Annotated in this window: 17 protein-coding genes; 4 read left to right on the top strand and 13 right to left on the bottom strand. The window is 65.2% G+C overall.

The features are described 5' to 3' along the window. Positions 1 to 44 precede the first annotated feature (44 nt). Together Y900_RS12505 and Y900_RS12500 are read left to right on the top strand one after the other, a co-directional pair. Positions 45 to 935 (top strand): DUF732 domain-containing protein, encoded by an 891-nt coding sequence (locus Y900_RS12505; RefSeq protein ID WP_036342142.1) that lies wholly within the window; start codon positions 45 to 47, stop codon positions 933 to 935. Positions 936 to 1,038: 103 nt separating this feature from the next. Further along, complete coding sequence (locus Y900_RS12500; protein WP_036342140.1) at positions 1,039 to 1,716, top strand: SDR family oxidoreductase; 678 nt, start codon at positions 1,039 to 1,041, stop codon at positions 1,714 to 1,716. A gap of 23 nt (positions 1,717 to 1,739) precedes the next feature. On the opposite strand, the gene Y900_RS12495 is transcribed toward Y900_RS12500, so the two are convergent. From Y900_RS12495 to Y900_RS12470, 6 genes are all read right to left on the bottom strand, one after another. After that, complete coding sequence (locus Y900_RS12495) at positions 1,740 to 3,383, bottom strand: peptide chain release factor 3 (protein WP_036342138.1); 1,644 nt, start codon at positions 3,381 to 3,383, stop codon at positions 1,740 to 1,742. A 162-nt stretch (positions 3,384 to 3,545) separates the two neighbouring features. Then, positions 3,546 to 6,086, bottom strand: coding sequence for a DEAD/DEAH box helicase (locus Y900_RS12490; RefSeq protein WP_036342136.1), 2,541 nt, complete (start codon positions 6,084 to 6,086; stop codon positions 3,546 to 3,548). 79 nt (positions 6,087 to 6,165) lie between these two features. Beyond that, a complete protein-coding gene (locus tag Y900_RS12485) occupies positions 6,166 to 7,248 on the bottom strand; it encodes a molybdopterin-dependent oxidoreductase (RefSeq protein ID WP_036342134.1) in 1,083 nt (360 codons plus the stop codon). A gap of 83 nt (positions 7,249 to 7,331) precedes the next feature. Continuing rightward, positions 7,332 to 7,805, bottom strand: coding sequence for a hypothetical protein (locus Y900_RS12480; RefSeq protein ID WP_036342132.1), 474 nt, complete (start codon positions 7,803 to 7,805; stop codon positions 7,332 to 7,334). A gap of 139 nt (positions 7,806 to 7,944) precedes the next feature. Continuing rightward, a complete protein-coding gene (locus Y900_RS12475; RefSeq protein ID WP_036346561.1) occupies positions 7,945 to 10,794 on the bottom strand; it encodes an MMPL/RND family transporter in 2,850 nt (949 codons plus the stop codon). Positions 10,795 to 10,968: 174 nt separating this feature from the next. After that, positions 10,969 to 11,577, bottom strand: coding sequence for a TetR-like C-terminal domain-containing protein (locus Y900_RS12470; RefSeq protein WP_036342130.1), 609 nt, complete (start codon positions 11,575 to 11,577; stop codon positions 10,969 to 10,971). Between the two features lie 97 nt (positions 11,578 to 11,674). Here Y900_RS12470 and Y900_RS12465 point away from each other — a divergent pair, with 97 nt between their 5' ends. After that, entirely contained in the window at positions 11,675 to 12,328 is a 654-nt protein-coding gene (locus Y900_RS12465) for a L,D-transpeptidase family protein (protein WP_420329760.1), read from the top strand. Continuing rightward, the gene (locus Y900_RS12460; RefSeq protein ID WP_051660023.1) at positions 12,325 to 13,080 is read left to right on the top strand and encodes a DUF1906 domain-containing protein; all 756 of its coding nucleotides are present in this window, start codon (positions 12,325 to 12,327) and stop codon (positions 13,078 to 13,080) included. Before Y900_RS12465 ends, Y900_RS12460 begins: the two co-directional genes overlap by 4 nt. On the opposite strand, the gene Y900_RS12455 is transcribed toward Y900_RS12460, so the two are convergent. The 7 genes from Y900_RS12455 to Y900_RS12425 all read right to left on the bottom strand — a co-directional run bounded on the left by Y900_RS12455 (position 13,081) and on the right by Y900_RS12425 (position 20,147). Then, positions 13,081 to 13,734 (bottom strand): nitroreductase, encoded by a 654-nt coding sequence (locus Y900_RS12455; RefSeq protein ID WP_036342126.1) that lies wholly within the window; start codon positions 13,732 to 13,734, stop codon positions 13,081 to 13,083. It abuts the gene before it with no gap. A gap of 89 nt (positions 13,735 to 13,823) precedes the next feature. Continuing rightward, positions 13,824 to 14,633, bottom strand: coding sequence for an alpha/beta hydrolase (locus tag Y900_RS12450; RefSeq protein WP_036342124.1), 810 nt, complete (start codon positions 14,631 to 14,633; stop codon positions 13,824 to 13,826). A gap of 41 nt (positions 14,634 to 14,674) precedes the next feature. Beyond that, the gene (locus Y900_RS12445; protein ID WP_036342122.1) at positions 14,675 to 15,460 is read right to left on the bottom strand and encodes an SDR family NAD(P)-dependent oxidoreductase; all 786 of its coding nucleotides are present in this window, start codon (positions 15,458 to 15,460) and stop codon (positions 14,675 to 14,677) included. Between the two features lie 89 nt (positions 15,461 to 15,549). After that, complete coding sequence (locus tag Y900_RS12440; protein ID WP_036342119.1) at positions 15,550 to 15,834, bottom strand: hypothetical protein; 285 nt, start codon at positions 15,832 to 15,834, stop codon at positions 15,550 to 15,552. 9 nt (positions 15,835 to 15,843) lie between these two features. Next, positions 15,844 to 17,037, bottom strand: a complete 1,194-nt coding sequence (locus Y900_RS12435; RefSeq protein WP_036342117.1) for an amidohydrolase family protein — start codon at positions 17,035 to 17,037, stop codon at positions 15,844 to 15,846. A gap of 19 nt (positions 17,038 to 17,056) precedes the next feature. Further along, positions 17,057 to 19,273, bottom strand: coding sequence for an acyl-CoA dehydrogenase family protein (locus Y900_RS12430; RefSeq protein WP_036342115.1), 2,217 nt, complete (start codon positions 19,271 to 19,273; stop codon positions 17,057 to 17,059). Between the two features lie 4 nt (positions 19,274 to 19,277). Then, positions 19,278 to 20,147, bottom strand: a complete 870-nt coding sequence (locus tag Y900_RS12425; RefSeq protein WP_036342112.1) for an amidohydrolase family protein — start codon at positions 20,145 to 20,147, stop codon at positions 19,278 to 19,280. Positions 20,148 to 20,215: the final 68 nt, after the last annotated feature.

Raw genomic sequence — 20,215 nt, 5'->3', positions numbered from 1 at the left:
TCGGCTGTCACGAAGAACCGAGTGCACGGCGGTTGGGGTGAGCAATGAAGGGAGCTCCCGCGTCCTGCCCCTATTGCGGGGCTGACCTCGACGCAGGTGGCATATGCGCGCGTTGCGGCGGCGTGCTGACGCCCACCCGACCGACGGGCTGGCGGCCGGATCCCACGGCCCGCTACGAAGGCCGGTATTACACGGCGGGGCACGCGACCAACCGGGTGCGCAACGGCAGGTCCGAAGCGAACGACCCCGTCGGCGGGCAGATGTTACCGGCGTACGTCGAGGTGCCGGTGGCCCGATCGAGTGTCCGGTTGACCTGGCTGGCCACCGGCGTCACGACCGCGGTCATCGTGATGGTCGCCGGCGTGGTCGCAGGCCTGCTCTGGGCGCGGCACCGGCCCTCGCCGCCCCCCGAGGCCGAGTACGTGCAGGCCTTGCAGACTGCGGGGCTGTTCGACCAGTTCAATTCCGAAGCCAACGCCGTCGCCCACGGACATGAGGTCTGCAATCAACTCGAACACGGTGGCCAGCAGCAGGGTCTGCTGGCGGACAAGATCGCCGTCGACGTGTTCTGCCCGAAGTTCAACAATGGATTCCGCATCCTCGAATCCGCCAAGATCTCAGGGGTTTTCGTCCTGACGGACAGCCTCGGCACCGGTTCGATCGTCGTCGACGGCGGCACCTGCCACGGAACGGACGGCTACGCCGATATCGGCCGCACCACTCCGGTGACGGTCAAGAACGGCAAGGGCGACATCCTCACCACCACATCGCTGGGCGCCGGCACCGGTGACAGCGCGAACTGCACGTTCTCGTTCACGTTCTCCATCGACGAGGGCCAGGACCGCTACGTCGTATCCATCGGCCGGCGAGGCGATTTCAGCTACAGCTTCGAACAGCTGCGCAGCCACGGACTGCAAATCCACCTCGGTCACTAGTCGCGGCCGCGAATCCGGGGCGTCATCGGCTGGGTCTAGCGGAATTAACCCAGCCCGTTCTAGTGTTGTCGCCTGAGAAGACGTCGGCAAAGGGAGAACTTCGATGACGCAGCAGACCATCGCACTGGTGACGGGCGCGAACCGCGGCTTGGGACGGAAGTTCGCCACCGAACTTCTGTCGCGGGGAGTCAAGGTGTACGCCGCGGCCCGCAGGCCCGAAACGATCGACCTGCCCGGTGCGGTCCCGATCCAACTGGACATCACCGACCCGGAGTCGGTCCGCCGGGCGGCGGCGATCGCCGGAGACGTCACGGTCCTGATCAACAACGCCGGCGTCTCGACGGAGGCCGACCTGCTCAGCGGACCGATCGAGGACATCCGGCTGGAGATGGAAACGCACTACTTCGGCACGCTCAACGTGACACGCGAGTTCGTCCCGATCATCGAGAAGAACGGCGGCGGTTCCGTCCTGAACGTTCTGTCGGTGCTGTCCTGGTATCACGCACCGTCATTCGGCGCCTACTCGGCAGCCAAAGCGGCCGGCTGGGCCATGACGGACGCGCTGCGAACTGAATTGGCGCCCAGGGGTGTTCACGTCGCAGCCCTGCACGTCGGATTCATGGACACCGACATGGCGTCTTTCGTCCCCGCCGATCAGAAGATCGATCCCGCAGTGGTGGCGAAGCTGGCGGTGGACGGACTGCTCGGCGGCCAACCCGAGATACTGGCCGACGAGTTGACCAAGCAGGTCAAAGCCGGGCTGGCTACCGCGAACGGCTAGCACTGCGGGGAGACGACGCGTGATCAGTCGTCGCCGGCGGCGACCAGTGGGCGCAGCGTCACCGCGGGGTTGTCCTCCTGGAACCCCTGCAGTCGCCACTTCGTGGTGAACAGGGCGAGCATCACGCCGTCCGTGCGGGTGAGTACCTCCGTCGACACCTGCTTGTCCACGAACGGCGCGTCCTCGGGGTCGACGGCGCGCGCCACGGTGTACGGCAGCGGGTCCAGCGAGATCGGTGCGTTGAATTCGGTGGCCATCCGGTGACTCGTCACCTCGAACTGCAGCGGGCCGACGGCGGCGAGTACCGGCGCTTGCTCGCCCCGGCGGTCCGACCGCAGAACCTGCACCACGCCCTCCTGCTCGAGTTGCTCGATGCCCTTGCGAAACTGCTTGTGCTTACTCGGATCGGTGCCCCGGGCGACCGAGAAATGCACGGGAGCAAAGCTCGGGATCGGCGGAAACTGCACGGGCACATCGCGAAAGAGGGTGTCACCCGGCCGCAGCGCGTTGGCGTTGGCCAGGCCGATCACGTCGCCGGGCCACGCGTCATCCAGTGTCGAGCGCTGCTGGCCGAACACCGATTGGGCGTACTTGGTCACGAACGGCTTACCTGTTGCGGCGTGGGTCAGGACGTCGCCGCGCTCGAAGGTTCCCGAACATACCCGTGCGTAGGCGATCCGGTCGCGGTGCGCGGAATCCATGCCGGCCTGGACCTTGAAGACGAATGCACTGAACGGGGCGTCGACCGGCCGCACGTTGCCGTCGACGTCGACCTGGCCGCTCGGCGGAGGCGCGAGCCGCGTCAGGTTGTCCAGAAGCTGATTCACGCCGAAATTCAGTGCGGCGGAGGTGAACAGCACCGGCGTCGTCACGCCCTGCAGGAAGGCTTCCTGATCGTGGTCACCGTCGTCGGCGGAGAGCAATTCGCATTCTTCGACCGCGTTGTCCCAGTCGATGCCCGCCGCATCGCGAGCGCGCTCGGGTGCGATGTGCTCCTCGGGTGCGGCAGTGGCACCGCCCGCGGTGCGGGTGAACCGGATGAAGTTGCCGGTGCGGCGATCCAGCACACCCTTGAAGTCACCGGCGATACCGACCGGCCACGTCAACGGAGTCGGCTTGAGACCGATGCGTTGCTGGATCTCGTCGAGAAGCTCCAGTGCGTGCCGCCCTGGCCGGTCCCACTTGTTGATCACGGTGAGGATGGGCAGTCCGCGGTGCTTGCACACCTGAAAAAGCTTGAGTGTCTGCGGTTCCAGACCCTTGGCAGCATCGATCAGCATGACCGCGCAGTCGACTGCGCTGAGCACCCGGTAGGTGTCCTCGGAGAAGTCGGCGTGCCCTGGGGTGTCCAGCAGGTTGATGACGCAGTCCTGCCCCTCGGGCGAGTGATACGGAAACTGCAATGCCGTCGAGGTGATCGAGATACCCCGGGCCTGCTCCATCTCCATCCAGTCCGACACCGTGGCACGGCGACCGGCTTTGCCGTGGATGGCGCCGGCCTGGGTGATGATCCGCGCGTGCAGTACCAGGGCCTCGGTCAGCGTCGACTTACCGGCGTCAGGGTGGCTGATGACGGCGAAGGTGCGCCGGCGACCGGCTTCCACCGCGAGGCGGTGAGCCACGGCTGTGGTAGGCGCCGCCGGGACGTCGAGGTCGTGATCACTCATTGCGTCGTCGATGGTATTTGCCGACGACGCAAAACCTCTAATCGTGCGGGCATTCCGCGCACACCCCGGGCCCGGAAATCCAGCCGGACGCGCCTCACCCGCAATGATTGCGACAGCGCCCTGACCGGTGTGAACGGGCAGCTCAGGGGTGCCGACACGCACTCAGTCCACACGGCCGACGTCGACCACGCGTAAGACAGGTGACCCCGCCTCGTCCGAGGCCTCCACGTCGACCTCCACCACGATGCCCCAGTTGTGGTCGCCGGCCGGGTCGTCGAGGATCTGCCGCACCCGCCACACGTCGGGGCCACGGTCGATGATCAGCAGGGCAGGCCCTCGGGCGTCGGCACCGGTGCCCACTTCGCTGTGCTCATCGAAGTACTCGTCCCCGGTCTCGTGCCAGCGCTGCGCGGACCAACCCGACCCGGCATCCAGTTCGCCCAGCTCATCCCAGCGTTGCCGGGCGAACAGCCCCACCCGCCGGAACAGCGCGTTGCGGACCATCGCGGTGAAGGCCCGCACATTTCCGGTTACCGGCCGTGGGCGCATCGGGACCGCCACCGGGACGTCGAGCGGTTGGTCGGGACTGGTGAGCTCCTCCCACTCGTCCAGCAGGCTGGAGTCGACCTGGCGCACCAGTTCTCCGAGCCACTCGACGATGTCGGTGAATTCCTCGGTCCGGGCCGCCGTCGGCACCGAGGAGCGCAGCGCCTTGAACGCGTCGGACAGATATCGCAGCACGGCCCCTTCGGACCGGGTCAGCCCGTAGACGCTGACGAACTCACGGAAGGTGAAAGCCCGCTCCCACATCTCGCGGACAACGGATTTCGGCGACAGCCGGGCATCGGCCGCCCACGGGTTGGTGTGCAGGTACACCTCGAAGGTGTGTTCCAGGAGTTCCGCGAGCGGCTTGGGATAGCTGACGTCGTCGAGCAGTTCGATGCGCTCGTCGTACTCGATGCCGTCGGCTTTCATCGCGGCGACGGCTTCACCCCTGGCCTTGTTCAACTGCGCGGCCACAATCTGGCGTGGATCTTCCAGCGTCGCTTCCACCACCGAAACAACGTCCAGTGCAAAGGTTTCCGAGTCGGGATCGAGAACGCCGACCGCGGCCAGCGCGAATGTCGACAGCGGCTGATTGAGGGCGAAGTCGGCCGGCAGGTCGACGGTCAGCCGGTAGCGGCGCCCGTCAGCCTGGGGTTCGTCGAGCCGCTCGAGGACCCCGGCCTGCAGTAGCGAGCGGGCAATACCGACGGCTTCCCTGATGTGTTGTAGCTGGCGCTTGCGGGTCTCGTGGTTGTCGGTGAGTAACCGGCGCATCGCGACAAACGGGTCACCGGGGCGGTCCACCACGTCGAGGATCATCGCCGTGAACACCCGCATGTTGCTCGTCAGTGGCTCCGGAGTGGCCTCGACCAGCCGCGTCATGGTGGCTTCGCTCCACGGCACCATACCTTCGGGTACTTTGCGGCGCACCAATTTTCGGCGCTTCTTCGGATCATCGGCGACTTTGGCGAACTGTTTGAGGTTCTCGACTTCGTGGTCGGGAGCCTGCACCACGACGGTGCCCGCGGTGTCGTAGCCGGCCCGGCCGGCACGGCCGGCGATCTGATGGAACTCGCGGGCATTGAGCAGCCGGGTGCGCGTCCCGTCGTACTTCGACAGCGCCGAGAAGACGACCGTCCGGATCGGCACGTTGATGCCGACGCCCAACGTGTCCGTACCACAGATGACTTTGAGCAGGCCTGCTTGCGCAAGCTGCTCCACCAGCCGGCGGTACTTCGGCAGCATCCCGGCATGGTGCACGCCGATGCCGTGGCGAACCAGACGGGACAGCGTCGAGCCGAATGCGGTCGAGAACCGGAAGCTGCCGATGTGCTCGGCGATCGCCGCCTTCTCATCCTTGGTACTGACGTTGACACTCATCAGCGCCTGCGCCCGTTCCAGCGCGGACGCCTGGGTGAAATGAACGATGTAGACCGGCGCCTGTTTGGTCTGCAGTAGTTCGGTGATCGTTTCGTGCATGGGCGTGGTCGCATAGGAGTAGAACAGCGGCACGGGCCGCTGTGCGCCGGCTACCAGAGCGGTCGCCCGACCGGTGCGACGAGTCAGGTCCTCGCGCAGGAAGCTGACGTCGCCGAGCGTGGCCGACATCAACAGGAACTGGGCATGCGGCAACTCCAGGAGGGGTACCTGCCAGGCCCAGCCGCGGTCGGGGTCGCCGTAGAAATGGAACTCATCCATCACGACAACGCCGATGTCGGCGTTCGCTCCTTCGCGAAGCGCGATGTTGGCCAATATCTCCGCGGTGCAGGCGATGATCGGCGCGCTCGCATTGACCGCGGCATCGCCGGTGAGCATGCCCACGTTCGCGGCACCGAACGTCGCGCACAGCGCGAAGAACTTCTCGCTGACCAGCGCTTTGATCGGCGCCGTGTAATAGCTTCGCCGCTCAGCGGCCAGGGCTGCGTACAACGCTCCGGTCGCGACCAGGGACTTGCCAGATCCCGTCGGTGTCGCCAGAACGACGTTGGCGCCGCTGACCAATTCGATCAGCGCCTCCTCCTGCGCCGGGTACAGCGGGGTGCCGTTTGCCTTGGCCCAGCCGGCGAAGGTGGTGAACAACCGGTCGGGGTCGGAGGCCATCGCACGAACGGTGGACAGATCGCCGGGGTCGTCGAGGAGGGGGGCTGAAGCAGTCATCGGGATACTGTCACAGCCTAGTCAGGTTGCTCCGATCCGCTCGGATGCAGGCCCACGAGCTTTCCGCGGTGGGATGTGATCAGGGACTGGCGGTAACTGAAATCGGATGGGCAAGAACTGATTCGTGCATGTAGCCCAGTTGGTTCCAGGGGGTGGAATCTGGCTGGATGCGGCCTCGGTCGTCGGAGGCGCGCACTCGTAGGACATGCTCGCCTGGTCGGGCGTCCCAGCGGAACTGCCACCGGGCCCAGAGGCCAGGCTCACCACTGGAGGTGATGGTGGCGCGCTGCCAGGCGTGATCGTCGATCTGATAGTCGACGGCGGTGACCCGGGCTTCACCGGCGAATGCCCGACCCCGGATGATCTGCGGGCCGTGGCACAGGTGTGCAGGCCACGGCAGCTCGACCAGACTGGACAGCGCTGGTTCGGTGATGGCGGGCCCGCGAGCCTGGTCGCCTTCGGCGGGGTACCCCGGTCCGATCATCACGTAATCGATTGTGTTCCAGGGAACTTCGACGTGGTGTGTGGCGACGTCGATCCGGCCGAGCCATTTGATGCTGGCGGCCCCAAGCCACCCCGACACGACCAGGCGCGCCGGGAAGCCGTGGTCAGGCGGCAACTCTTCGCCGTTCATCGCCCACGCGACGATGGTGTCGTCGGCCAGCGCTTTGGCCAATGGCAGTGGACGCCTGGCTCGGATCGCGTCAAGTGACTCGGGTACAACTTCGCAAGCATCGGTCGCGATACCGGCCACCTCCAGCACATCCCGCAATCGAACGCCGGTCCATTCGGCCGTGCCGATCGCGGTGCGCCCCCACTGGGTGCCTTCGAAGGCCTGGCCGACCTCGCGACCGAACTGCACCCGCCGGTTGCCCGCACACTCAATGGTGCGCACGATGGACGTCAGTGGGAAACCCGTGCGCAGATCTTCGTAAGTGAGTGAAACCGGTTGCCGCGCACCGTCGCCCTGGATGTACAGCGACCACGAGTCGGCGTCGATGACGGGTGTGTCGACGTGGCTTCGAACAAAGAAGCGATCGGCGCTGACGATGTCGCCGAACAGTCGGTCGGGGCGAGTTCCGTAGTCCAGCCCCGATCCGGTGTCCTCCATCAATTCCGCGGGAGTCGGCTTGACGAGCCCATGTCGAGGAGTGTCCGGCATCGCCGCATTATGCCGCCTGCCAAGCAGGCCCGGGCCGGAAGACCGCAGTCTCAGCCGCCTCTAGCTGCTGCCGAGACAGGTGCTCAGTGGGTGACCGGTGTGCGCCGCGGCGTGGCGGGAACGGGCATCGGAGTGACGGCGGCCGGACGGGCGGGCCGGGCCTGGCGCCGGTTCTGACGCTGAATCCTCTTGTCCAGCAAACGCAGTTCGCGAGTGGTCAGAGAACGGTTCTTGCGGACCAGGAGATCGAGCTGCTGCCAGCTCAGCCCGTCGAGGTCACCGTCCGCATCGTGGGTGGCGACGACGACGCAGCCGGGCAGAAGCGGCACCGACTTGGCGGTGAAATTGGTCGTGGCCAGAAGAACTTCGGTGGCTTGCTGATTGATCCGGCTCTGGCAGCCTGGCGATGAGGGGCTGAACCAGAAGTCGAATTGGCGGTCCGGACTGGTCAAGCAGTGAAGCTGACGGCCCTTGAACAAGCGGTCGATATCGGCCTTGGAGTAGGCGCGTGTCTCATAAACGGGGCCGTTGGAGCTGAAGTACAAGATTGTGTTCATCACGATGATCCATTCGATTCTTTCTTAGCTGGTCAGGTCGGCGTCTATACCACGGCGCTGTTACTAAAGTTACCCGTGTTGCAAATGAGACAAACCTGGATCTCAATGTGGAAACAATGTGTCTTAGCTGACAGTGCCGTCAGTCGTCCCACAGCAACAGTTGGCGCACCGCGGGGCGGGATCCGTAGGGCCGCAGCATCGTGCTGGCCGGTCGCGGTCGCACGCGCAGCGGCCACCAGAACCAACGGCCCAGTAGCGCGGCGATCGACGGTGTCATGAACGACCGCACGATGAGAGTGTCGAACAACAGCCCCAGCCCGATGGTGGTGCCGATCTGGCCGAGCACGAGCAGGTCACTGAACGCGAACGAGCCCATGGTGAAGGCGAACACCAGCCCGGCGGCGGTGACGACGCCGCCGGTGCTGGCCATGGCGCGGATGATGCCGGTGTTCAATCCGGCGCCGATCTCTTCTTTGAACCGTGAGATCAACAACAGGTTGTAGTCCGAGCCCACCGCCAGCAGCAGGATCACCGCCAACGCGAGAACCACCCAGTACAGCGGCTTGCCCAGCAGGTCTTGCCACACCAGTACCGACAGCCCGAAGGATGCGCCCAACGACAAGGCCACCGTGCCGACGATCACCAACGCGGCAACGATGCTTCGGGTGATGAACATCATGATCAGCAGAATCAGGCTGAGAGCGGCGATGCCGGCAATCATCAAGTCGTACTTGGCCATATCGGCGATGTCTTTGTAGGTCGCCGCCGTGCCACCGATGTAGATGCTCGATCCGGCCAGCGGCGTTCCCTTGATCGCCTCCTGGACGGCGTGCCTGATCGACTCGATGTGCGAAAGCCCCTCGGGTGTGGCCGGATCCACGTCGTGGGTGACGATCATCCGGGCGGCTTTACCGTCGGGGGACAGGAACAGCTTGAGGCCGCGCTGGAACTCGCTGTTACTGAAGGCTTCTGGGGGCAGATAAAACGAGTCGTCAGTCTTCGAGGCGTCGAACGCCGCACCGAGCGCTGTCGCGTTCTGCAGTGCTGCCGCAGTCTGGTCGTAGATGCCCGACTGGGTGGCGTAGTTCGTCATCGATAGATCGCGATTGGCCTGCTGACTCTCGATCTGTTGCGGGATCAGGGCCAGAAGCTTCGGTTGGAGCGCATCCAACTTGTCCAAGCTGGCCGTGACATTGGCCAATTGATCGGTCAGCGCATCGATGCCATCGAGGGCGTCGAACACCGAGCGCAGCGCCGCGCAGATCGGAATGTCGAAACAGTGCGGTTCCCAGTAGAAGTAGTTGCGTAGTGGCCGGAAGAAATCGTCGAAGTTGGCGATCTTGTCGCGCAGATCCTGGGCCACCTCCACGGTCTTGTGGAACGCTTCGACCTGTTCGTGGGTGGCTTCAGAGCTCTGCTGCTGCAGGGAGTACTGCTCGCGCAGAATGTTGATCGTCTTGTCGATCTCACCGACCTGCTTGAGCAGGTCCGCCGCCCGAGCCTGTTGGAAGGGCAGGTTGTTGATCTGCGCGCTGCTTTGAGCACTGATCTGAAATGGCACCGAGCTGTGGTCGAGCGGCGTGCCCAGCGGACGCGTGATGGATTGCACCAGCGCGATGCCGGGCGTGTGGAAGACGGCCTTGGCTACGCGCTCCAACAGGATCATGTCCGTGGGGTTCCGCAGATCGTGATTCGTCTCGATCATCACAAGCTCGGGATTGAGCCGTGCTTTCGAGAAATGCCGTTCCGCGGCGGTGTAGCCGACATTCGACGGAGCATCTGCGGGCATGTATGCGCCGACGTCGTAACTGGTCTTGTAGCCGGGCAACGCCAGCAGGCCGATCATCGCGATCCCGAGCGAGACGACGAGGATCGGTCCGGGCCAGCGCACGATGGCGGTACCGATACGCCGCCAGCCGCGGGTCTTGGCGCGCCGTTTGGGGTCGAGCAGGCCGAAGTGGCTGCCGATCGTCAGTATTGCGGGGGCAAGGGTCAGCGCGGCGATCAGCGCGATGAACACACCGATGGCGGCCGGGATGCCGAGGCTCTGGAAATACGGGTTGCGCGTGAAGGTCAGGCAGTAGACGGCGCCGATGATGGTCAGCCCCGAACCCAGGATGACGTGGGAGGTCCCGCGATATGTGTCGTAGAACGCCGTCTCCCGGTCCACCCCGGCAGTGCGTTCTTCGTGGTAGCGGCCGACCAGGAAGATCGCATAGTCAGTGCCGGCGGCGATCACCAACAGCGTGAGGATATTGGTGGAGTACGTCGAAAGTCCGATGAAGCCGGAGTTGGCCAGGAACGCCACGATGCCGCGCGCCGCGGACATCTCGATGAGCACCGTGACGAGCATCAAGAGCATGGTGACCACCGACCGGTACACCAGCAGCAGCATGAGCGCGATGACGCCGATGGTGAGCAGGGTGACCTTCGTCGTGCCCTTGTCGCCGGTCTCGAACTGGTCGGCGACCTGTGGCGCCGCGCCGGTGACATAGGCCTTGATGCCGGGCGGTGCAGGTGTGTGGTCGACGATGTCGCGGACCGCGTCCACCGAGGCAAGGGATAGTGCTTCGCCCTGATTGCCGGAGAGGAATACCTGAACGTAGGCAGCCTTGCCGTCGGGGCTCTGCGCTCCGGCGGCCGTGAGGGGGTCGCCCCAGAAGTCCTGGATGTGTTGAACATGCTTGTGATCGGCGGCGACTCGCCGCATCAGCTCGTCGTAGTACCGGTGTGCTTCGGGGCCGAGGGGTTGGTCGCCCTCGACGACGATCATTGCCGCGCTGTCGGAGTCGAACTCACCGAAGACGTGGCCGATGCGTGTGAACGCCTGCAGCGACGGGGAATCGGGCGCGCTGAGCGCCACGTTGTGCTCCTGGCCGACGACTTCCAGCTGCGGCACCAACGCGTTGCTGAGGACGGTGATCGCCAGCCAGAACAACAGAATGGGGATACACAGCGTGCGGGTCAGTCGCGCGAAGCGGTGGGTCAGCGAGCGGTCCGCCGCCTTCTGGTCTGGAGCTTCCGTCGAAACCCTCTGCACCCGTTAGCCTTTCGATAACCGGCGAACACGATTACTTGGCGGGGAGAGATCTTTCCCGGTCAGGCGGGCCGATCGCCTAGGCGGTACGGTACGGTACTGGATCACCTCAGGCAACACTTCGTTTCAGCTGATAGGACGAGTGAGGCTGGGAATCATGACGTTGTCGACGATCGCCCGCACCGTCCGCCGATCAGGAGGTCGGTTGGGGACGATCGACCGGAAGATCAGGTACCCGGGCATCAGATCCCAGAGTTCTTCGGTGATCGCCTCCGCCTTGATCTCGCCGCGGTCGACAGCGTGCTGAAGCACAGACTCGATCAAGGCCTTTCGCTGGTCCAGGAACTGATGCTGCATCGCCTCGCGCAGGGCCGGATCGCGGGAAACCTCCACCATCACCGCACGGATGGTCGCGGAATGCTCGGCAGCGTGCTCGGTGATGGCTTCGCCGAGACGCAGCAAGTCTTCCCGCAGCGACCCGGTGTCGGGGCGGACCGCCGCGCACCGGATGCCTTCGATGAAGGCGGCCAGCACCAGTTCGCCCTTCGAGGGCCAGCGCCGATAGACCGTGGCCTTGCTCGCTTTGGCGGTCGCGGCGACTGCGTCGACGGTCAACCGCTCGTACCCGTGTTGTTGTAACAGCTGCAGGGTGGCCGCGAGCAGTTCCGCCTCACGCGCCGACCACGGCGACGATTGCGCCTCATAGTCGGCAATCCCGGTCACAGCGCCCACCATAGAGCGCCCAGGCGGTACGGTCCAGTACTGCCCAACCCTGGCGAAAGGACATTTCGCTGCAGCCGATCGGCCGCACCCTGCGGTTACCATGAACGCCGTGGCGAGCGTCGTGGTGCGGATCGGCCTGGCAATGCTGATGACCTTGCTGTTGGCACCGGCGGCGAGCGCGGCGCCGGACTCGTCACAGTGGATCGTCGTCGGCGTGCCCGCGGCCAACGCCACCACCGGAACGTTGACCGCCTTCCAGCGGGTGGGGCAGGACTGGAAGGTCGTGCTGGGCCCCACCCCGGCCAAGGTCGGCGAACTTGGCGTCGGCGCACCGGCCGACGGTGTCTACCGCACTCCGGAAGGCACCTTCGGCTTCGACCAGGCCTTCGGGCGCCAGCCCAACCCCGGCACCAAGATGCCGTACTTCCAGGCCACCGACCAGGACTGGTGGGACGAGGACCCCAAGTCGCCGGGATACAACACCCACGTCCGCAGCGGCGGACAGCCCTCGGCGATCGCGGAGAACCTCTACGACTCCGGCCCGGTCTACGACTACGCGGTCAACATCACGTCCAACCCCAACCGCATCCCCGGCAAGCTGGCCGGAATCTTCTTACACGTGTCCGACGGTGATCCCACCTGGGGATGCGTCGCCATCGGCCGCGACGAGATGCGGTCAATACTGAACTGGCTTGATCCCGCCGCCAATCCGCAGATCACCATCGGGGTGGGTGACCCGTCGCTGATTGCAGCGCGGTCGTGACCGAGCCGAATCGCCGCGATGTCTTTCGGTATGCGCTCACGGCGCTGGCCGGTGCCGCGGTGCTGGGAGCGCCCAGGGCAGCCGCGGCCGGGCTGCAGCTCATCGATTTCGCCGACCGCCTGGTGAGCCCGGAGCAGATCAAAGCTGCCGGCTACGCCGGGGCACTGGTGTACGTCTCCGAGTTGAGGCCCGGCGCCACCTTCGATTTCAAGCCGGTCACCCGCGACTACACCGACGGACTCATCTCGGCCGGGCTGCATGTCGTGAGCTGCTACCAGTTCGGCAAGCCCGGTTGGCCCACGCCGTCGGACTTCACCCGCGGGTTCGACGGAGGCGTGGCCGACGCTGCGACCGCACTGCGGATCCACGGTGCGGCCGGCGGACCGAATTCAGCGCCGATCTTCTTCAGCGTCGACGAGGACATCAGCTCCGACACCTGGAAAAGCACTGCGATCCAATGGTTTCGGGGTATCAACTCGGTGATCGGCGTCGAGCGCACCGGAATCTACGGCGGTGCGCGCCAACTCGAATGGGCGATCGGCGACGGCGTCGTCGGCCAGTCTACGACGCCGGGCTATCGCTGGGCCTGGCAGACCAAAGCGTGGTCGGGCGGTGTGCGCGAGCCTGTCGCCGTGCTCTTCCAGCGCGAGGTGGTGACGGCGTCGGATCCGGGTGCGCTCATCGACGGCGTCCATGTCGATGTCGACGATGTCCTGGCGCCCGACTTCGGCCAGTGGGACCTGGCCCGCTGATCAGCTTTCGATGAAGGTGACGTTGGCCTCCAGCGGGTTACGCGGCACGATCAGCTGATTGCACGCGAATTCCGGATCGGGATAGCCGATCGAAACACCGCACAGGATGCGCATCTCCTCGGCGATGCCCAACTGCTCGCGCAGCACCTCGGGATAGCCGGCCACTGACACCTGAACGCAACTGCCGAGCCCACGCGCAGTGAGGGCGAGCAGGAAGGTCTGCAGGAACATCCCGACCCCGACCGCGTCGACGTGCCCCAGATCGCGGTGCATGCACACGATGCCGGCCAGGGGAGCGCGGAAGAACTCCCAGTTGCGCAGCACCGCGACGCGTCTGGCTTCGGCGTCGTTGCGGGCCACGCCCATCGTGCCGTACACCAGTGCGCCCAGCTCGCGGCGCAGGTGGGCGAACGCCTCCGGCAACTCGGGTACGTTCGGAGCCGCGATGTCAGCCTGCTCCAGTAGTGCTTCGGCCAGCCGGTCACGGGCCGGCCCGGAGGCGAAGACCACGTGCCACGGCTGGATGTTGGAGTTGGACGGCGCGCGGATCGCGAGCTCGAGTGATTCGGTGACCAACTCCCTGGGTACCGGCTTGTCGCGGAGAAACAAGCGGATCGACCGCCGGTCGCGGATCGCGTTCTCGAGGTCGTGCATCGCTTCCTGCCTTCGTCAGTCCGTTCCGCAGCGGAAAACGCCGGTGATCGGGATTTGCATCCCACCGTCATCGACCATGGTGGACGTGGTTAGAAACCTTTCCGCGCAAACCACTCCAGGGCCACGTCGGCCACATCACGCCAGCCCGCGTCCATGGTCAGCGAATGACCACGGCCCTCGAACTCGTGGAACTCGGTGTCGGATCCGCCTGTGGCGTACAGCTCGTACACCTCCTTGGTGACCTTGAGTGGCACTGTGTGGTCTTCGGTTCCCGAGGTCAGCAGCAGAGGCCCCCGATCGACGAGGTGGGTGTCGACCTTGGCCGGTGAGTTCTTGTGGAAGTTGGCGGTCGCATCCTCGAACAGCGGGCGACCCGGGCCGGGAATCGTCCACTTGTCGTGCAGCTCAGCGGATTCCTGCTCGGTCAGAGTGTTGCCGAACGCGTAGCGGAATTGCTTGGCGTTCAGGACGACGGTCCGGTGCCGGTTGGCAGGGTTGCCCAATACCGGGAAGGCCGACCGCAGCTGCGCCAACGGCAGTGCCTTCACACCCTTGATGGGTGCCGGGTCGATCGCGACCGCCGCTGCGACGTGTCCGCCGGCGAGTAGCTCCTGCGCGACGAGACCGCCGAAGGAATGCCCGACGACGACGGGCTTGGCCTCGTGCCTGCCGCCCGCGTTGATGAGCTCGGCGTAATGGTCGACGATGGCCTCGATCCCGATGTCGTTGAGGGCGTCGGGATTGTCACGGGTGGCGGCGACGGTGTCGCTGTCGCCCGGCCAGCCCGGTGCCGACACCGCATAGCCGCATTCGGTGAACAGGTCCAGCCACGGCTGCCACGCGCTGGCATGGATCCACAGGCCGTGGATGAAGATGACTGAGTTGAGTTTGGTGCTCACAAAGGTCCTTTCGGGGGTCCTTTCGGGGGTCCTTTCGGGGCCTACAGGGTGGTGACGTAACCGCCGTCGATGCGGATGTCGGAGCCGGTGATGTTCGCGGAGTGTTCACCCGCGAGGAACATGACGAGGTCGGCGACCTCCTGCGCGGTGGTGAATCGTCCTGTCGCCGAGCCGGCGACCACGGAGTCGACGACCTGATCAGGGGTGGCCCCGCTGGCCGCGGCGAACTGCGCGGCGATACCCTTCTCGGACAGCCACAGCGGCGTGGCCACCGGTCCCGGGCTGACGGTGTTCACTCGAATGCCGTTGCGCCCGAACTCTTTCGAGACCGCCTTCGCGAAGTTGGCCAGGGCGGCTTTGGCGGCACCGTAGTCGACGATGTTCCATTCCGGCAGCGCTGCGTTCACCGAGCCGATCATCACGATCGAACCCCCGCCGCGGCGCAGCAGGTGGGGGATGGCTTCCCGGGTGGCCCGCACGGCGGACAGGAAGTTCACCGACAAACCCGCCAGCCAGTCGTCGTCGGTGATGGACAGCAGGCCGTCGAATCGGGGCGTGACAGTGCCGGCGTTGTTCACCAGGATGTCGAGCCCACCGCGTTGCGCGGCCGCGTCGACCACGGCCCTCGCACCCTCGGCGGTGGCGAGGTCCGCGGCGACGAAGGTGGCCGAGCCGGTAGCTTCCAGCTCCTCCAGTTCGGCGCTGTTGTGCCGGGCCCCGGCAATGATGTGCGCGCCCGCGGCGGCCATGGTCTGGCTGATGGCCAAACCGATTCCCTTACTGGCACCGGTGACGACGGCGATCTTGTCGGTGAGGTTGTTGTCCACGAGGGATACTGTGCCTCACCGGCGTGGATTCAGCGCTCGAATGTGACGACCACGTCGTACAGGCCGACATCCGTCGAGCGTGCGGAATGCTAGGTGACCCAGCGGTCGACGAGATCGGCCCACCGCCGGGAGATGGTCTTGTCCAGCAGGTCGCGTCGGCGGCGGGTGTTCACGTCGTCGGGTTCGATCGCGCCGATCGTCATCCGCGCGACCTCGTCGAGGAGATCACGCTCAAGCCCGAAGCTCAGCAGGATGTCGAGATCGGTATCGGTGTCGAGCTCGTCGGGCAGCGTCGAGCGGGCCAGCAGAACGGCGGCATTCTCCTCGCCGGCCTCCAGCAGCATGGCGACCAGGCCGGCCTTGGCGACCTTCACGAACGGCAGCTACACCGGTCGGCGGATCGACAACTCGATACCGTTGTCCCGCATGACTTTGCGGCATTGCTCGGGTGTGTAGTCGAAGTTCTGCAGATCCTTGATGTAGGACGCCGGCTCGGCAAGACCTTCGACGTGGGGGTAGTCCGAACCCATGAGGATGTGGTCGTCACCCATCAGCTTGAGCAGGCTGGCCAGTTCGTCCTCGTAGAACGGCGACACCCAGACGTGACGTCTGAATGTTTCGCGCGGATCCTCCTTGTAGATGAACGGAATCTGGCCCCAGGACTTTGTGAGCTTTTCGAAGAGATGGAACACCCACGTCGATCCGCTTTCGATACACGCTATCCGCAGGTTCGGGAACCGCAGGAACAAGCCGTTGTGCAGATGGTTGGCGAACGTGTCCTGAATCGCGTCTCCACTGAACAGGCTCCGGAAGCCCAGCAGAGCGTTGAACGACATCATGTAGTCGGACTCGCCCCATGCGGGCATGAACTTCGAGTAGTAGGTCTCCCCGGAGTGGTAGCACACCGTGATCCCGGAATCATTTGCCAGTTGCCAGAATTCGTCGAACATCGGGTCACCGGGCGGACGCATGCCGACCTCGGTGGTGATCGGTCCCGGGATCATGACGATGAAACGCGCGTCGTGATCGAGCGCCCACTCGAGCTCGCGCACCGCGTCGGCCGGCCGGCACATGGTGATGTAGGGCGCGGTGAAAATCCGCTCCTGGTAAGCGAAGCCCCAGTCGTCGTCCAACCAGCGGTTGAAAGCCTTGAACGTGGCGACTGTGGCCTCGAAGTCGGGGAGCAGTGCCTGTTCCATACCGACTCCGAGTGTCGGCAGCATGATGCAGCCCTGCATGCCCTGGGAATCCATGGCCGCCAGCCGCGCGTCGCGGTTGCGGTACTCGGGCCGGATCGGTTCCAGCTCGCCGAACAGCGAATTCAGATCGGAACCGTGTGGATTGCGGCCGCGAAAGTATTCATCGAGTGCGCCGGGCTTGCCCACCGGGTCGAACGTCGGGTTGGGGATGAACCGATTGACCCTGCCACCGACCAGCAGTCGCTGTCTGCCGTCGAGCTGTGCCCACTGGATGGCGCGTTTTTTCAGCTTCGGGTCGATGTAGCGGGTGAACGCGTCCTCGGCCTCGTAATAGTGGTTGTCACAGTCGAAAAACGTGAACGGCAGCGCAGTGGTCATGGGCTCGGGTCCTTTCCAACTATTTCCGAGGCAGGCCCAGAATCATCGAGGCGATGATGGTCAGCTGGATCTCTGCCGTGCCCCCTCCGATGAGTTCGGACGGCATGTCGAAGTAGGGACTGATCACCGGGGGATCCGAATCCTCAAGCATGGCAAGGCGTCCGGTGAGACTCAATGTCGCGGTGGACGCACGGCGCAGGAGCAGCACCATCGCGTACTTGGCGATGCTCGACGTCGGTCCCGGTCCCTGCCCTTGCACCAGGCGCAACGTCTCACGCAGGACCATCGCCTTGATGGCGGTGGTGTGCGCTTCGATACCGCCAAGTGCCTGCAGAACGGTGTCGTGATCCGGCCCGTCGGCGTCGGCCACCCGCCGCAGGGCTTCGGACCGATCGAGGTTGACGTAGTTGCCGATCGCCGTACGTTCGACGGCCATGGTGGCCACGGCCAGATCCCAGCCTTGGCCGGGTTCGCCGACCAGCATGTCGTCGGGAATGAAGACGTCGGTCAGGAAGACCTCGTTGAAGTCGAAGTGGCCGCTGGCTTGCTTGATCGGGCTGATCTCGATGCCGGGGGAGGCCATGTCGACCAGGAAGTAGCTGATGCCACCGTGTTTCGACGCATCCGGGTCGGTGCGTGCCAGCATCGCCCCGAATTGGGCGACATGTGCCGACGACGTCCAGATCTTGTGCCCGTTGACCAGCCAGCCGCCGTCGACCTTGGCAGCGCGAGTGGTCAGTGACGCGAGGTCTGAGCCGGCGCCCGGTTCACTGAAGAGCTGGCACCAGCGCTCGGTGCCGCGCAGCATCGGCCACGCGAATCGTTCACGCTGTGAATCGGTTCCGCTGTCGAGGATCGTCGGAAGGATCCACTCCGCGATGTTGAGCGAAGGCCGCACGAGATCGGGGCGTCTGTCGAACTCCTCGGTGATGATCACCTGCTGTACCGGCGTGGCCCCGACGCCCCACGGGGCCGGCAGGTGTGGGGCGACCAAGCCGGCGTCGGCGAGCAGGTCCCGCTGCGAGCCGTAGGCCAGTCCGGGTGCCCGACGGTCGTCGGTGGGCGTCTCGTTCCGCAGCTCCATGGCCTGGTCGAGTGTCTTCACCAGGCCGGCGCGGAAATTCGACTCGACGTCCTCACCGAGATTGATTGCGGTAGAGCGTTTCAGCGTGCGAGACAGTTCACCCGCCTCGCGGGCCCAGCGTGGCGACGGTCCGAGCGATGCGGCCAGGCTGGTGGCGCGCCGCCAGTACAAATGGGTGTCGTGCTCCCAGGTGTAGCCGATTGCACCGAACATCAGCAGCGCGTCCAGCATCAGGTCGGGGCCTGCGCAGACCGCCATCAACGCGGCCGAGGCCGCGGCCAGCCGGTGCTGCTCGATACTCTCGTCGATCGCGCGCACCGCATCCCACGCCGACGCCGATGCCAGTTCCGCATTGACCAGAAGGATCGCGGCCTTGTGCTGCAGCGCCTGGAACGATCCGACGGGCTTGCCGAACTGTTCGCGCGTGCGGATGTAGTTCACCGCGGTCTCGACGCCCTTGCGCACCGTGCCCGCCGAAGCGCAGGCCGCCAGCGCGGCGGCGACGCAGCGTGCCCGTTCGGTCCCGATACCCGATATCCGTTGCTCCGCGGTTACCGGATAGCTGTCGAGGGCGAGCACGCCGACGTCGGTGCTCAGGTCGGTGCCCCGCTGCTGCTCGACCACGATGCCCGGTCCTACCGGCAGCGCGAACCAGAGCTCCGTTCCGTCCTCGGCGCACGTTGCCAGCAGGATGTGCTGCGCGGCAACCAATCCCAGCGTGCTGTCGACCGATCCGGTCAATCGCCAGCCTGCCCCGTCGGGTACAGCCCGCACACCGGAGTCTTCGGGCAGCACCACTGCGGCCGTTGCGCCGCCGGCCAGATCGGCGACCAACGCCGACGCGGAGTCATCGGCCAGACTCGCCACCGCGCTCGCGGATACCGTGCTCAGCACAGGACCGGGCAGTAGCGCAGCCGCGGCCGCCTCGATGACGCAGGCCATGTCCGCAAGCGTGCCGCCCTGGCCGCCGGCATCTTCGGGAAGGTGCACCGCATGGAAGCCGCTGGCGGTGAATTCCTCCCACCACGTGGGCAATTCCCCGGCTGCGATCGAGTCGAGTGCGGCCCGCGTCTTGTCAATCGGGGCGTGCCGGGCCGCGAACTGGGTCACGGCCTCGGCCAGCTGCTCCTGCTCGATCGTGATGGCCAACACTGCGTTAGTTCTCCAGTCCTAGAATCCGGGCGGCATTGCCGTACAGGAACTTCGGCCATACATCGTCCTTGAACGGCACCTTGGGCAGATCGCTGAAGATGCGTTCCAGCGACAGACCCATCGGGAAGTAGCCGGCGTAGATGATCTTGTCGGCCCCGCGGGTGTTGGCGTAGTCGATGATTTCCTTGGGGTAGTACTTCGGCGCGAACGCCGAGGTCGAGTAATACAGGTTGGGCCACTTGAGCATCAGTTTGACCGCGAGGTCCTGCCAGGGCTCGCAGCCGTGGCGGGTGACGAAAACCAGGTCGGGGAAGTCGAACATCACGATGTCGATGCGCGATACCTCTTGCGGCGCCATCGGAATGCGCGGCCCCGGGACACCTGCGCAGCAGAAGATCGGGAGGCCTAGTTCGACGCAGGTCGCGTAGACCGGGTACATCTTGGGGTCGTCGATCGGCACCTGGGGGAAGGTGCCGGACGGGAAGCACGAGACAGCGCGGATGCCGTACGTCTCGTATTCCCGGCGGATGTTGTTGACGGTGCCCATAACGTCGTTCGGGTCGTTGACGTTGCCCGAGGCAATGAACCGATCGGGGAACATCTTGAGCGCCAGCTCTGCCGCAGAGCCCTCGCTCACGCCGATCATCGCCTTCTCGATGCCGAACCGATCCATCTGCTGCAGCAGCAGTGACACCGGATCGTCGGTGGGCAGGCCCTGGGGCACGTCTTTGAACATGTACTCGACCGGAAAGTCGAAGTCCTCCTTGGACTCGCGATCCTTTGTCTGCTTGCGGATGAAGTCGTACTGAGCGGTCCCCTCGTGCGGGAATCCGATCATCGTGTCGATCACCGGCAGACCGACCGGTCCGGCCATGGCGTCCTCCCATCCCAAGAGACCGGCGGGGTGCCGCCGCGATCACCATAGTGAAACACCGTTCTACT

The organism is Mycolicibacterium aromaticivorans JS19b1 = JCM 16368 (assembly GCF_000559085.1).
GTDB classification, from domain to species: domain Bacteria; phylum Actinomycetota; class Actinomycetes; order Mycobacteriales; family Mycobacteriaceae; genus Mycobacterium; species Mycobacterium aromaticivorans.
Note: the sequence above shows the minus strand (reverse complement) of the source record. Positions and strands in the feature narration are given on the sequence as shown.